Consider the following 14,477-nt stretch of genomic DNA (forward strand, 5'->3'; position numbering starts at 1 on the left):
AGGACACTTCCAATGCATATCATAGAATTCGAAAATGTCAGCCATCAGGACATACTGCATAATATCACCGGAACGTTTAAAGAAAATAATATAACTGCGTTTGTCGGTCCCAGCGGTGCGGGTAAAACAACATGTATGAAACATATCAACGGCTTGCTTTCACCAGAGACAGGTGATATTTATTACAAGGGCGAAAATGTTAAAAACATCGACATGATAGAACTCAGAAAAGAAATGGGGATGGCTTTTCAGAGCGCACCGATGATTGAAGGTACCATTTTCGATAACTTAAACCTGCCGCGGGCGATTTTCAATGATACCCTTGCTGAGGCCCGCGCAAATTCACTCCTCGAACGGGTGGATCTGGATCACATTTCGCTCCAAAGAAATATCAAGGAGCTGTCCGGCGGAGAAAAAAGCAGGGTTTCAATCGCCAGGACACTGGTCAATCAACCGCATGTGCTGCTGTTGGATGAAATCACCTCCGGTCTTGATTACCGCATGGTCAAGGAAATTGAACGACTGATCGTCCGTTTGCAGAGAGCGGAGAATGTCACAGTCATCTGGATCACCCATGACCTGGACCAGGCCCGGCGGGTCAGTGAAGATATCTGGTTTTTAAGAGAGGGGGAACTGATTGACTACGGTGATATCTCCCTGCTTGACGATTCAGATAATACAATCATCCGGAGATTTGTGGAGGGGGAAGAATTATGACGTTCATACAGCTCGCAACCGCATTGGTATTCGTTGCCATACCGCTTGGACTGACCATAATATTGAAGCTCGGCCTAAAAAAAGATGTTATTATCGCAACAGTAAGATCAACCATCCAGCTGCTCATCATCGGTTACATACTTACATTCGTGTTTGAAAGCGATCAGCCTGTCTACATCATTCTCATGATTGCTCTGATGATTGCGGCCGCTTCACAAAATATCTTTAAAAAAGGGTCGGGAATACCGGGGATAAAGGTCATCATCGTCTCCACACTCGTATTTGTGGAAGTTTTATCCATGGGTATTATGCTCAGCCTGAACATCATTCCATTTGAACCCGAAGAAGTCATTCCCATCAGCGGCATGGTAATCGGGAACTGCATGGTGCTTTCACTGTTATTCCTTGATAAATTCAAAGATGAAATCGAAAGAAGTGATGAGACGATAGAACTCATCCTGTCGATGGGCGGACAGCCGAAGATGGCTGTCGACAGAAGTTTGAAATCCGCCATCCGGACCAGCATGATTCCCACCATCGAAGCACAGAAAACAATGGGACTCGTTCAGCTTCCGGGCATGATGAGCGGTCTGATCATCGGCGGCGCCGATCCGATGGAAGCCGTCATGTACCAGTTGTTGATACTGTTCCTCATCCTGACCAATGCAACCCTGTGTTCTGTCATCGTCGGATACATGTCATATCCAAAACTTTTCAATCAAAAACTACAGTTTGTGGGGCTGAAATATGACTAACATCAAACGCGGCATTTTATCCGCCATACTTATACTGGTTGTACCGGTATTTACAGCCTGCAGTTTCGGAGCAGAAAACGAGGAAGAAACCGGCATCAGCTATGAAATCATCGGCAAAACTGAATCCGGAGACACGGGCACATTTACAAATGGCATCAATCATATCACCGACCAGGAAATGCTGCAGACAGCCGTTCAGGAGAGCGGCGCTGATGTAGATATCGATTCAGTGAATTTTGATGAATCCCATGTTTTCCAGATCTCAGTTACAGAAAACGGCTGCGGCTATCTGCTGGAAAATGTAGAAAATGACGGGGGTCTCCTCAAATTCATGTTCGAGCTCACGCCCGTCGTCGAAGAAGGCGAAGATCCACAGGACGTGGCCTGTTCAGAGATCGCCATCCCGAGCACATTCTTCGTGCAGACAGAGGCAGTCGACTTCGAATCGCTCGAAATCTATGCTTCAGGAGAAAAATTGTAATGCTGATGTGGTGTCCTGGTGCATGCACCAGTCCGGTGCCGAAGATTGGCCCGAGGGGGGACGCGGCGTCCAGCAACAACCATTGACGGACATTGTTTAATAGATTTCTATACTGTTTTTATGACATTTCAAGGAGCCGTGATCTGATGCTGAAAACCATTCAAAAGATATCTTTAACTGCCTTAATTTTTCTGGCTGCCGGTTGTACGAGTCAAGACGATCCAAACGCCGCTGACAATACCGCCACTGAGGAAACGACATCAGAGTCAGATGAAAGCGCTCCTTCAGAAAATACTGCAGAAACAGAGAATAAACATCCAGCTGATCATTCCGGAACCAATGATTCAAATGAAGATACTGACACAAATGATTCAGTTGAATCTTCGGATGAACCGGCAGAAGCCACAAATCCGCTTGAAGCTTATTCCACGGAAGAAATTGAATATGCACGTATTTATTTACAATTCGGCCCCAACCCGGACATTGAAGAATTATATGCAGAACATATCCCAGAAGGCACTCAAATGAATCCTTTGGACGAGGGCAGCCTGAATTATCCTGAAGATGTTGTTCACCTCTCCGGTTCCAGACTGGTTGATGGTGCAGTTACCTACAGCAGCAATGGGGACGGCACAATTAACATATATAATGTGCCGAAACGCTGGGAAAACCCGGAAACCTACAATAATGATTCCAGTGTCATGGAAGAAACAACCCGGGAGATCATTAATAATACTGAAACGGTTTATGTAGAACCCGGGAATGATGAAGACGTGGCGGAAATGGCTTCACGTATCAAGTAAATGTCATCACTATTAACACAATGACAACGATCAAAGGTGACATGACCGATAATGACAGATAAATATGATCTTTATGATATTCACTCATATCTTCAGAACGCTTCCTGAATTTTAAACAAGAGCACCGGGGACTTGCCCCTGGTGCTCTTGTTTATATATTCGCTTCAAGTTTCGCTTTCATGCTCTGATAGGCGGATTGCCACATTTCCTCTTCTGTGGTGAATCGTTTTGTCAGCTCGCCGATCTTTTCCCTGAATTTTTCTTTATAGTTGTCGGCTTCTTTGTCCGGCAGTCCGGCCATGAGTGCATCTACCTGCCTCTGGTTTTCTTCTGAACGCGGTCCCCAGTGTGTAACTTCCGCTCCATACGCATCGATGAAGATGATGATCGGGATGGATCTTGATTTGCCGTTTGTTAAATACTGATCCATGAGCTCCAGGTTGGAGTCCCTTAAAATCATGCGGACTTCCATATCGCTTTTTTCTGCGAGATGGAGCAGGACGGGTGTGTTCACCATCGCATCTCCGCACCAGTCTTCTGTAATGACGATGGCTCTTAAATTTTTCCTTTTCAGATGACTAAAGAAATCTTCGTCTTCAGGCAATTCGAAATTGTCGCAGACCTTCTGCAGATTTTCCCTGTGCGCTTCCATGTCATTAATATATTGCTCAGCACTCATCGCCTTGTCGAACCACTGGTCTAATTCAGTCATTTTATCCATCCTCTCAATATTGTATCCTATGCACCATATTCACCTGCGCCCCTCTGCGTCACCTGCATATTCTTTGACTGCCTGTTCGATCGCTTCCTGCCATTTCCTCCGCCGATTGACGATATACTTCAATTCTTCGCCATCATGGAGGATGACTTTCAATTCATTCGGCAGCGGAATGAATCCGTAGGCCATCGTATTGCCGATTTCCACAGCCTTGATTTCACTGAGCATCACGTTTCTTTCTTTGCGGTGCATTGCAGTTAGATTCGGTCTGTGGTGCAGCTTCTGATTCGTCAGAAATAATTTCCCCTGGATCGGCCTGGAGCCCTTCCACAGATTACCGTTGCCATTTTTCAAAACTTTTTCCTCCATAGCATATGCCTCCGCCTGTATAAATTTTCTCACCAAACATTATACAGATTATCCTTGAAAATAAAACGTCAGTCTGACTTCATGCCGGCACCGCACAACGGAATGACAACCGTTTCTCCAGGTGCCCGGTCATATTTGAGATGGGCGGCATAGTTTGCTGCGGATGTCACTTCAACATAATACCCTTTCGCAGCCAGGGCGGTTCTGGCAGAATGAATTTCATGTTCCTCAATCGTGATAAATTCACCGTTCGTTTCCCTGACCGCTTCTAAAATCTGCTTTGATCTTGCCGGCGCGGCGATCGCAATCCCTTCAGCCAGGGTACCTTTACCCTCAACGGGGGTCGCTGCTTTGTCCCCTTTTTCAAAAGCCAGTGCCAGCGGTGCCACATTCGCAGCCTGTACAGCGATGATGCGCGGCAGCCGGTCTATGAGCCGGCTGTCCAAAAGCTCCTTGAAACTGTAATAGGCACCGAGCAGCAGCGTCCCGTTGCCTGCGGGAATAATCAGCGTGTCCGGTGCGCCTCCGCAGGCTTCAAAGATTTCATAAGCATATGTTTTGGTCCCCTCATAAAAATACGGATTATACACATGGCTGGCATAGAACACTCCTTCGTCCGCCACCGCCTGCTGAGCTGCCGCGGCAACCGCTTCACGCGAACCGGGAATTTCCCTGACATTCGCACCATGTGCTTTAACCTGCGCCATTTTTTTCTGCGAGGTCGTATCACTGAGATAAACATCACATTCAATGCCGGCGCGGGCCGAATACGATGCGATTGAAGTGCCGGCATTGCCGCTGCTGTCGGCAATGACCTTCGCAGCGCCGAGTGCTTTTGCTTTGGCGATCAGCACTGCCGCACCCCTGTCTTTAAACGACAGTGTCGGCATCATATAATCCACTTTGACGTAAACGTCTGGCGTTGTACCGTCCAGCGGGAGCAGCGGTGTAAGGCCTTCACCCATCGTCACCTGCTGCCATATGCCGGAACACTCAAAAGGCATCGAATCTGCATATCTGAACATTGAGTTTGGAAATTTCGTCCATGTTTCCGGACGCACTGTTACAGCTGCTTTGTCCAAATCAAGCATGCCGCCGCACTCACACTTCCATCTGGAGCGCGTAACTTCATATTTCCTGCCGCATGCATTGCATATGTATTGTTCCATCGCCCATCCCCCCTCTATTTGAGCTTTGCCCTGCAGTCAATTTCAACTTCTTCGACCACTTCGTCGTTGTCAACGATATATGCTTTTTCGTGCAGGTTGGAGACCGGACAGATGTGGTTCGGGATGATCCTCACATTATCCCCAATTTCAACCTGCCGGCTGAAATCTGCATCGTATATGATTGCATGTTCATCAAACACGCTGTCAATAAATACACCGTCATACCCTTTGATCAAGCCGAGACCTGTGGTCGCAGTGATCCCTTTATCTCTCGTTTCCTTCGTAATACCTTTTGCACCGACATCTGTGATGACCCGTGCTGCGGTGGGCTGACTGATGATGGTTGTTAAAATGGTTCCGGCCACACGGTCAAATGTGCCGATGACTCCCGATTGACCGGCATCCATCAATATATAAGTCCCCGGACGGATCTCAGTCACCCCCTGCGGAATTTCAAGACCCATCATGACCGGCGGTGTTGAACCGATGCTGACGATGTCAGCCGTCATTCCCAATTCCCCGGCAAGCTGGCTGAAATGTACTGTCCGATTTGCACTCTCCTCATACAACCGCTTCAATTCACTTGTATCTGCTGCCTTATAAGTATGACCGTCATGGGAAAACACACCTTTGAATTCAACGTTATCACTGTTTTTCATGGCTCTCAGCAAGGTTTTGAAGTCGTCTTCCTCAATCACACCGGAACGGTTTTCACCGACCTCTATCTCGACGAGTACCTGTGCTTTTTTATCCGAGCCTTCAAACACGCTTTCTATCTCGTCCACATGCTGGAGAGCGTCAATACCGAAGGAAATATCAATGGTCTCTGCTAATTTTCTAATTCTTCTGAGCTTGGTTCTCCCAACAATTTGATTGGCAATGAAGATATCATCGAGACCATTTCCAGCCATGACCTCCGCTTCTCCGACTTTGGCAACAGTGATGCCGGAAGCACCGCCCTCCGTCTGCATGCGTGCCAGGCGGGACATCTTATGGGTCTTCGCATGCGGCCTGAGCGCCACATGATTATTATCTGCGATGTGCTGAACATCTTTGATATTATTTTCAAGCACCGATCTGTCAATCACCAGTGCCGGGGTGTCGATTTCTGTATAATGCATATTGGTCCTCCCTCAATATTCGTGAGTATGTTTTTTCACTTCATCCAGATAACTGTAGACTGTGACTTTGGAAATACCGAGCGCGGCGGCGACCTTCTCCACCGCCCCTTTCATTAAAAACACCCCTTTATCATCCATGAACTGGATCATCCTTATTTTTTCCTGCCTGTTATGGAGCAGATGCGCTTTATCTCCGACAATCTGTGTAATGAGCTGATCCGCTATTTCCTCAACATTTTGAACGTTTCCCTGTTTGGTTTCCGAGGGTTCTTTACGGGCGTGCTGCGGAATCATTGAATTTAACATTTCATGCATCTGATTCATTACACTGAGGTCATAGTTGATGCAGAAAGCACCGATCACCTGCTGCTGAGCGTCGCGTATCAGTGTTGCAGAAGATTTGATCGAACGGTGGTCATCAGTGATGATTTCATACCCCGCCAGATATTCGCCCTCAAAACTGTCTGCCGTCAAAACTTCCTTGAATAAATGATCGTATGAGTGCTCCGCTTCTCTGCCGGTCACATGGTTGTTTATCATGAAAATAACAGACGACCGCGGTGTCGTCAGATCATGAATGACCACTTCGCACGCTTCGCCAAACATCTCGGCAATCGTTTTCGCCAGAGGAATGTAGCTGCTTAAAATTTTCCTGGTATCAGACATTTGAGATCACCGGCCTCTTATTATAATTCTCAATTCCATTATATAATTATTTATATAAATATAAAAGATTATATAATATTTTATATTTATTGATTGAAAATCAACTCACGTAAGTATTCTCACGTGAGATACATGACATTACCCGGTCTGTTTGGAGTCAAACAAGCCACAGGCGCAGACCATCCCGGATCAATCGATAAATATGTATGAAAATTCTATTAAATTATTAATATTTCATTACAAATAAATTAAATTTCCTTTTCCTATGTAATATTCTATATATTTAAGATACTCCCAATGTTATTGTGTTCGTGTAACAATTTTATCACAATTAAAAAGGAGTCGATTAATCGTTTATGAACCAACTCAGGAAATTTTCAGCAGCATTTTTAGGTTTGGCAGTTTTTACAGCATTGATATTTACAGGCAGTCACACTGCAGCCGCGAACGATTATTCACAGGACGCTTTAGAAGAGAAAGGACTTCAGCCGTACGTAGCCAAACAGGCAGCAGAACTGGTACAGAGAGCTGCAGATAAAGGCATCGTTGTACGCATCACTGATGACTATCGTTCTTTTAGTGAACAGGATGAGCTGTACGCACAGGGCAGAACGGACCCCGGCCTCATCGTCACGAATGCTGAAGGCGGAGAATCTTATCATAACTATGGTTTAGCAGTTGATTATGCACTGGAACTGGATAATGGACAAGTGATCTGGGACACTGAATACGACGGTAACGGCAACAGTAAATCCGACTGGTTTGAAGTGGCACAGATCGGTAAAAACCTTGGATTCACATGGGGCGGAGACTGGAAATATTTCAAAGACTATCCGCACCTGCAAATGGATTTTGGCCACAGTTTAGATGACTTGCAGTCCGCAAATTAATATAATCCCCCAATCAGACACGCTACATACTGATTGGGGGGATTTTTATGTCATCATCTTTTTCCCGATGTCATAATACTCCTGCCATACTTCATCGGGCACCATATCTCCGCCTGTACTCCAGGCAATATGAGTACCTTTTTTGTTTTCCGTCAATAACGGCCCCGGGAGGCCAGCCAGTGCAGACGGCTCCAGTTTAATATTTTCCCTGTCGTATATTAATGCCAGCAGTTTAAACAGTGTTTCGTCGCTGACTGTATAGGCGCCTGATATCATTTCCCGCAGCAGTCTGCCGACAAAGCCCGATGCTCTGCCGACGGCCAGCCCGTCGGCCGCTGTTTTGTTATCAATACCAAAGTCACCGACTGATAATGCGTCATGATAATCAGTCATCATACCCAGAAACATACATGGCGCATGGGTCGGTTCGGCAAAATAGCAGTTCACATCATCTCCAAAAACAACCTTAAGACCGAAAGCGATACCGCCCGGCCCGCCACCGACACCGCACGGCAGATACACATTCAATGGGTGTGTTTCATCCACAGTGATACCGGAAGCTTCAAGCTGTCTTTTTAATCGGAAGGCGGCAACGGCATAGCCTAAAAACAGCGTTTTGGAATTCTCGTCATCCACAAAATGGCTTTTCGGGTCCCTCAGGCTGCCATTACGCCCTTCCGCCACTGCTTTGCTGTAATCTTCGCTATGTTCTACCACATCGGCCCCTTTAGACCGGAGCATATCCTTCTTCCACTGTCTTGCGTCACTCGACATATGGATGGTCACATTAAAACCGAGGACCGTGCTCATGATACCGATGCTCAAACCGAGGTTGCCCGTCGAACCGCAGACGACGGAAAACTGTGAAAAATATGCTTTAAATGCCTTGCTGTCAAACTTTTTATAGTTATCATCTTCGGTGATCATCCCCGCTTCAAGCGCTAGTTTTTCAGCATGATTCAGAACCTCATAAATACCGCCGCGCGCTTTAATCGAACCCGAAATTGCAAGCTGATTATCCGCCTTCACGTACAGTTCCCCATCAATCGGAGTCCCGTATAGTTCCTTAAGCGCACTTTTCATCTCTGCCATTTCAGTCAGCGGAGATTCTATCTCTCCAGCACTTGCGGCCGTTTCAGGAAAGACCGTTTCAATATACGGCTCGAACCGTTTCAAACGCGCCTCAGCATCGTGTACATCCGCTTTTGTCAGCTCCAGGTCTTCCAGGGCATCAGCCGTATTCATTATTCTCTCATTTTGCCAATTGACTTCTTTATACCTGCTCAAGTCATCAATCAATGGAAAATCAGATTTCCATTGAGCCAGAGATCTGCCTGCGATCATATGGATCCGTCCTCTCCCAATATTCTTACCTTTATTTTACCAAACGTGGATAAAATGGATAATACCAGCGGCCTGGATATAATGTAAAATCACACCAATGCTGAGCAGCACCGGTGTGATGAGTTGATTCCTTTTCTATTATACTTTTGCTTCGTATACTTCAGTCAGGATTTCATCTGAAGGTTTTGACCCCAAGTTCTTGTTAATGACACCTTTGAGGTGTGAATCACTCATATTTGCTTCCAGTTCAGAAACAGAACCCTTTTCCCCGATGAGATATGCGCCTGTCAGATTGCGGTTCTTAATTTCTTTGGAGAGGCGCGGCACCAGATCTTTATACCAGCGGTATTTGTTTTCCTCAAAGCGCTTCTCCGCTTTATTCTTAGTTGTATCCGTGGCGGACGGCGGTGATTGATTATGCAAGTCTTCCCAATCTTCACTGTCCACGTCCCAGGTGTAGTTTATCTCCTCCCGGATAGCGCCGAGTGCCACGTCCAGGAATTTGATATCCGTTTTCTGCACGACGATGATCGCTTCTTCCGGATAATTCTGTTCCAATCGTTCAAGCTCTCTGGTATTCGCCGTGTTTTCCAGATGGAACGAAGTCGTTACCGGCACCTGCAATATTCTCTCTTCCCATAACTCACCGTCTGCTGAAGCGATCAGAATCAGACTTCTCTGCAGATCTTTCTGCAGATCGTCAATGCGGGACTCTATTTCTTTGAGCAGCTCTTTCATTTTTTTGTATTCAAAATTCTTAGCACGATCATCCAGATCGTTCAACCCGTTCTTCAGCTGAATTCTCCATTTATCACTGGACTGGGTCGCAGCCCCCACATCCGTGTTCAGATAAATCGTTACTACACCAGTGTCATCTGTTTTGGCTTTGATGTTTTCAATCTCTTTAGCTAGACTCATTTTCGTACTTCCTCCTCGTCAAGCAATATTTGCAAGTATCATACAATTCGATTCAAATCTAAAAAGTATCTTCTGTCTTGTTTTACCCTTGTACAGTCTATGGAAACATGCCAAATCCCGATTTTTGCAGTGTACAGTCACAAAGATTTCATTGAGGCGCAATTGAAAATTACTTTCGTCCTCTATATAATTTAGTATAGGTGTTTGTCTGAAGTGATTTATCCTGCTGAAAACAGACATTATAAAATCTCAGTATCATTAAATACATAGTAAAAACTTTTGTAATTTTGAATTCTGTTACATCAATGCAGTATAAAAGAGGCGATATTTGTGCAAAACGGAGAGCTGCTGTCTCATTCTGAACATAAAACAACCGGGGGAGGCGCCGCCAAATTTTCTGGACTGATCAGCAATATCAGATCCCTTTTAAAAGGCAAGGTGCTCATAGCCAATGTCCTCCCTGTGTTTACCGCTTACTGGCTGGCGCTTTACTTTAACGGGGAGAATTTTACGGATCACTGGGGGCTTTTCCTGTTGACGATGATCGGCAGTACAGTTGTCATTTCCGGGGCGCTGATCCTTAATAACTGGTATGAAGTCGATCTGGACAGGAAGATGGACCGTACTCAGAACAGACCGACAGTCACCGGCGCTTTTTCTCTGAACACCGTTCTTTGGACGGGTATCATTACTTCAATTATTGGTTTGGGCATGATGCTGTTCACAACGCTTGAAGCAGCGCTCTGCTCATTCCTGGGCTGGTTCATCTATGTCGTGCTTTACACGGTGTGGTCGAAACGCAGATATACTTGGAATACGATCATAGGCAGTGTTTCAGGTGCATTTACACCGCTGATCGGCTGGGCGGTAATCGCCCCCGTCAATCATATCGTCCCCCTCGTCATGTTTCTCATACTGTTCATCTGGCAGGTGCCGCATACGCTGGCAATTGCGATAAAACGACTGGAAGATTACAAACGTGCTGGTATACCGATGCTTCCGGTTATTGCCGGCATCAATACCACTATCAGGCAAAGCATGATTTATGTTCTCGCACTGCTGCCCTTCCCTTTCATGCTGGTCAATGCCATGGGCGGAATTTTCTTTATCTTCGCCTTTGTGCTTACCCTCGGGTGGGTAATCCTGGCAATATATGGACTGCGGGCAAAAGACGTGAAAAAATGGGCGCAGATGAATCTTCGCTACTCACTGATCTACTTAGTTCTGCTGTCATTTGCGATGATTATACTGACTTCACCGATTATGGTCTGATCCGTAAGTCACAAATCAGTGAATGCCAGCAGAAACACACAGGGTGTACCGCAAGCGTGTTAACATGCTTGCGGTACACCCTCTTTATTAATTTTGGAATCATCATTGTCCACTATTAAAAAACCCCTGATCACACGTGTTTAGTGTGATCAGGGGTTGAAATAATTACTTAACCGATGGAACCTTCCATTTCAAAGGAGATGAGACGGTTCATCTCAACTGCATATTCCATTGGCAGCTCTTTCGTGAATGGCTCGATGAAGCCCATGACGATCATTTCTGTCGCTTCTTCTTCGCCGATTCCACGGCTCATGAGATAGAAGAGCTGTTCTTCAGAAACTTTGGATACTTTCGCCTCGTGTTCAAGTGAGATGTTATCGTTCAGAATCTCATTGTAAGGGATCGTATCTGAAGTCGATTCTTTATCCATGATGAGCGTATCACATTCAATGTTTGAACGTGCATTAGTCGCTTTTCTGCCGAAGTGAACCTGACCGCGATAGGAGACTTTACCGCCATTTTTAGCGATGGATTTCGATACGATCGTAGATGAAGTATTCGGTGCAAGGTGAATCATTTTCGCACCGGCATCCTGAAGCTGTCCATTACCTGCAAGAGCGATGGACAATGTCATTCCGCGTGCACCTTCACCTTTGAGGAATATGGAAGGATACTTCATCGTAATCTTGGAACCAAGGTTACCGTCTACCCATTCCATTGTGCCATTTGCATCTACGAATGTACGTTTAGTTACAAGGTTGTAAACGTTGTTTGCCCAGTTTTGGATTGTAGTGTAACGGCAATAAGCGTCTTTTTTAACTACAATCTCAACGACTGCTGAATGCAGGGAGTTGGTTGTATAAACAGGTGCTGTACAACCTTCGACATAATGGACACTGGAGCCTTCATCACAGATGATGAGTGTACGTTCGAACTGACCCATGTTCTCGGAGTTAATGCGGAAATACGCCTGAAGCGGTGTATCCAGTTTAACACCGGGCGGGCAATAGATGAATGATCCGCCGGACCATACTGCAGAGTTGAGCGCAGCGAACTTGTTGTCAGTCGGCGGAACGACTGTCGCCCAGTTTTCTCTGAACAGTTCTTCGTTTTCACGCAGTGCTGAGTCTGTGTCCTTGAAGATAACACCTTTCTCTTCAAGGTCCTCTTCCATGTTGTGATAAACCACTTCTGATTCATACTGTGCGGAAACACCTGAAAGGTATTTCTGCTCTGCTTCAGGAATACCAAGCTTGTCAAAGGTATTTTTGATTTCTTCAGGCACTTCGTCCCATGAACGTTCAGTGGCTTCTGAAGGTTTAACGTAATAGGTGATCTCGTCAAAATCCAGTTCTGACAAATCGCCGCCCCACATAGGTGTCGGCATTTTATAGAAATGCTCCAATGATTTCAGACGGAAATCCAGCATCCACTGCGGCTCTTCTTTCATCTTGGAAATTTCACGTACTATATCTTCGGTCAGACCTCTGTCAGAACGGAAAATCGATACGTCTTCATCGTGGAAACCGTATTTGTAATCGCCGATTTCTGGTGCGTTTTTAACCATAATACAGTCACTCCTTTTATATTATTTGCTGCCGGCTTCTTTAAAGCCTTTTTCAAGTGCTTTCCATGAAAGGGTTGCACACTTGATCCGGGCAGGGAACTGACTCACACCGGCCAGCGCTTCGATATCACCCATATCGTCGGTGATATCATGATCTTCCCCCAGCATCATCTTACTAAACTCATCACCCATGGAGAGGGCTTTGTCAACTTTCTCTCCAGTAATCGCTTCTGTCATCATAGAAGCGCTTGCCATTGAGATCGAGCAGCCTTCTCCTTCGAATTTAACATCTTCAACGATCCCATCCGCTACATCCAAAGTCAGCCGGATGCGGTCGCCGCATGTTGGGTTGTTCATGTCTACAGTCAGTGTACCATCTTCAATAACCCCTTTGTTTCTTGGGTTTTTATAATGGTCCATAATCACTGAACGGTAGAGCTGGTCAAGATTGTTAAAATTCATAAGAGAAAAACTCCTTCGTACGCTTAAGACTCTCTATGAAGCTGTCTATTTCTTCTTTGTTGTTGTATACGTAAAAACTTGCCCGGGCCGTCGATGAAACGTCCAGCCATTTCATCAGCGGCTGCGCACAGTGATGCCCGGCACGAACTGCTATGCCTTCGGTATCGAGTACTGTCGCCAGATCATGCGGATGGACATCCTCCATGTTGAATGTGATGAGTCCTGCACGGCTTCTCGGTCCGTATATCTCGATGCCTTCAACCTCGTTCATGCGGTCATATGCGTAGTTTACCAGCTCCTGCTCAAAGTCCAAAATGTTTTCCGGACCTATCTCTTCGATGTAATCTATAGCAGCTGAGAGACCGACTGTTTCCGCAATCATCGGCGTGCCTGCTTCAAATTTCACAGGGACATCCGTCCATGTTGCATCTCTCAAATCCACGAAGTCTATCATATCTCCACCGTATTCAATCGGCTCCATTCTTTCAAGTAATTCGCTTTTACCATAGAGCACACCAATACCGGTGGGGCCAAGCATTTTATGTCCGCTGAACGCGTAGAAATCAACATCCAGATCCTGAACATCGACACGCATATGCGGCACTGCCTGTGCACCGTCAACTGAGATGTATGCGTCATTGCTGTGCGCGATTTCTGCAATCTCTTTGATGTCATTTATCGTACCTAAAACATTTGATACATGGGTGATCGCAACGATTTTAGTCCGCTCACCAACGACGGATTCTATACTTTCTCTCGTGATTGTGCCGTCTTCTTCCATCGGTACAAACACGAGATTCGCACCTTTGCGCTTGGCGAGCTGCTGCCATGGAACGATGTTTGCATGGTGTTCCATTTCTGTGACAACAATCTCATCACCTGCTTCCACAATCATGTCACCAAAGCTTCTTGCAACAAGATTAATTGCTGCAGTGGTGCCCCGCGTGAAAACAACTTCCTCAAAATACTGTGCATTGATGAAGTTCTTCACTTTCATGCGTGTTTTTTCATAACTGTCCGTTGCTTTTGTGCTGAGCGTGTGCACGCCGCGGTGTACGTTGGAGTTATACTCTTTATAGTATTCATCCATCGCTTCGATGACTGGTGAGGGGGTCTGGCTTGTTGCGGAAGTATCAAAATATATGAGGTCCTTCCCGTTTACCTTCTGGTTCAGGATTGGAAAGTCACTTCTGATATCAATTGCATTCATGCGGGAAAACCCCTT

At 45.9% G+C, this 14,477-nt stretch carries 16 protein-coding genes; 6 read left to right on the top strand and 10 right to left on the bottom strand.

Annotated elements, in window-relative coordinates:
• Positions 1-12: 12 nt before the first annotated feature.
• The 4 genes from G343_RS0109160 to G343_RS0109175 all read left to right on the top strand — a co-directional run bounded on the left by G343_RS0109160 (position 13) and on the right by G343_RS0109175 (position 2,756).
• Positions 13-717 (top strand): ABC transporter ATP-binding protein, encoded by a 705-nt coding sequence (locus G343_RS0109160; RefSeq protein ID WP_020007841.1) that lies wholly within the window; start codon positions 13-15, stop codon positions 715-717.
• On the top strand, positions 714-1,472 hold the full coding sequence (locus G343_RS0109165) for an ABC transporter permease (RefSeq protein WP_020007842.1): 759 nt from the start codon (positions 714-716) through the stop codon (positions 1,470-1,472). The genes G343_RS0109160 and G343_RS0109165 overlap by 4 nt, the downstream gene beginning before the upstream one ends.
• Complete coding sequence (locus tag G343_RS0109170) at positions 1,465-1,953, top strand: hypothetical protein (protein WP_020007843.1); 489 nt, start codon at positions 1,465-1,467, stop codon at positions 1,951-1,953. The genes G343_RS0109165 and G343_RS0109170 overlap by 8 nt, the downstream gene beginning before the upstream one ends.
• A 146-nt stretch (positions 1,954-2,099) precedes the next feature.
• Positions 2,100-2,756 carry a hypothetical protein gene (locus tag G343_RS0109175; protein WP_020007844.1) on the top strand — a complete coding sequence of 219 codons (657 nt, stop codon included), beginning with the start codon at positions 2,100-2,102 and terminating at the stop codon, positions 2,754-2,756.
• 151 nt (positions 2,757-2,907) lie between these two features.
• Here the strand turns inward: G343_RS0109175 and G343_RS0109185 are convergent, their stop codons facing one another.
• The 5 genes from G343_RS0109185 to G343_RS0109205 all read right to left on the bottom strand — a co-directional run bounded on the left by G343_RS0109185 (position 2,908) and on the right by G343_RS0109205 (position 6,799).
• Positions 2,908-3,468 (bottom strand): thioredoxin family protein, encoded by a 561-nt coding sequence (locus tag G343_RS0109185; protein ID WP_020007846.1) that lies wholly within the window; start codon positions 3,466-3,468, stop codon positions 2,908-2,910.
• A gap of 39 nt (positions 3,469-3,507) precedes the next feature.
• On the bottom strand, positions 3,508-3,843 hold the full coding sequence (locus tag G343_RS0109190) for a PH domain-containing protein (RefSeq protein ID WP_020007847.1): 336 nt from the start codon (positions 3,841-3,843) through the stop codon (positions 3,508-3,510).
• Positions 3,844-3,911: 68 nt separating this feature from the next.
• Positions 3,912-5,012, bottom strand: coding sequence for a threonine synthase (locus G343_RS0109195; RefSeq protein ID WP_020007848.1), 1,101 nt, complete (start codon positions 5,010-5,012; stop codon positions 3,912-3,914).
• Positions 5,013-5,026: 14 nt separating this feature from the next.
• On the bottom strand, positions 5,027-6,133 hold the full coding sequence (locus G343_RS0109200; protein WP_020007849.1) for an alanine racemase: 1,107 nt from the start codon (positions 6,131-6,133) through the stop codon (positions 5,027-5,029).
• A gap of 12 nt (positions 6,134-6,145) precedes the next feature.
• Positions 6,146-6,799, bottom strand: a complete 654-nt coding sequence (locus G343_RS0109205) for a helix-turn-helix transcriptional regulator (RefSeq protein ID WP_020007850.1) — start codon at positions 6,797-6,799, stop codon at positions 6,146-6,148.
• 356 nt (positions 6,800-7,155) lie between these two features.
• Between G343_RS0109205 and G343_RS0109210 the strand changes: the two genes are divergently transcribed.
• Positions 7,156-7,689 carry a M15 family metallopeptidase gene (locus G343_RS0109210; RefSeq protein ID WP_020007851.1) on the top strand — a complete coding sequence of 178 codons (534 nt, stop codon included), beginning with the start codon at positions 7,156-7,158 and terminating at the stop codon, positions 7,687-7,689.
• Between the two features lie 45 nt (positions 7,690-7,734).
• On the opposite strand, the gene G343_RS0109215 is transcribed toward G343_RS0109210, so the two are convergent.
• Both G343_RS0109215 and G343_RS0109220 read right to left on the bottom strand, forming a co-directional pair.
• Positions 7,735-9,033 (bottom strand): D-serine ammonia-lyase, encoded by a 1,299-nt coding sequence (locus G343_RS0109215; protein ID WP_020007852.1) that lies wholly within the window; start codon positions 9,031-9,033, stop codon positions 7,735-7,737.
• A 138-nt stretch (positions 9,034-9,171) separates the two neighbouring features.
• On the bottom strand, positions 9,172-9,951 hold the full coding sequence (locus tag G343_RS0109220) for a VLRF1 family aeRF1-type release factor (protein WP_020007853.1): 780 nt from the start codon (positions 9,949-9,951) through the stop codon (positions 9,172-9,174).
• 330 nt (positions 9,952-10,281) lie between these two features.
• Between G343_RS0109220 and cyoE the strand changes: the two genes are divergently transcribed.
• Positions 10,282-11,223: a heme o synthase gene (gene cyoE / locus G343_RS0109225; RefSeq protein ID WP_020007854.1), complete on the top strand. Its 942-nt coding sequence runs from the start codon at positions 10,282-10,284 to the stop codon at positions 11,221-11,223.
• A gap of 169 nt (positions 11,224-11,392) precedes the next feature.
• Here cyoE and sufB read toward each other — a convergent pair whose 3' ends face one another.
• Genes sufB through G343_RS0109240 form a run of 3 tightly spaced genes read right to left on the bottom strand, consistent with a single transcriptional unit; the run spans position 11,393 to position 14,462 of the window.
• The gene (gene sufB, locus G343_RS0109230) at positions 11,393-12,790 is read right to left on the bottom strand and encodes a Fe-S cluster assembly protein SufB (RefSeq protein WP_020007855.1); all 1,398 of its coding nucleotides are present in this window, start codon (positions 12,788-12,790) and stop codon (positions 11,393-11,395) included.
• A gap of 21 nt (positions 12,791-12,811) precedes the next feature.
• A complete protein-coding gene (sufU, locus tag G343_RS0109235) occupies positions 12,812-13,252 on the bottom strand; it encodes a Fe-S cluster assembly sulfur transfer protein SufU (RefSeq protein WP_020007856.1) in 441 nt (146 codons plus the stop codon).
• Complete coding sequence (locus G343_RS0109240; RefSeq protein ID WP_020007857.1) at positions 13,242-14,462, bottom strand: cysteine desulfurase; 1,221 nt, start codon at positions 14,460-14,462, stop codon at positions 13,242-13,244. The genes sufU and G343_RS0109240 overlap by 11 nt, the downstream gene beginning before the upstream one ends.
• Between the last annotated feature and the right edge of the window lie 15 nt (positions 14,463-14,477).

The organism is Salinicoccus albus DSM 19776, assembly GCF_000385175.1.
GTDB classification, from domain to species: domain Bacteria; phylum Bacillota; class Bacilli; order Staphylococcales; family Salinicoccaceae; genus Salinicoccus; species Salinicoccus albus.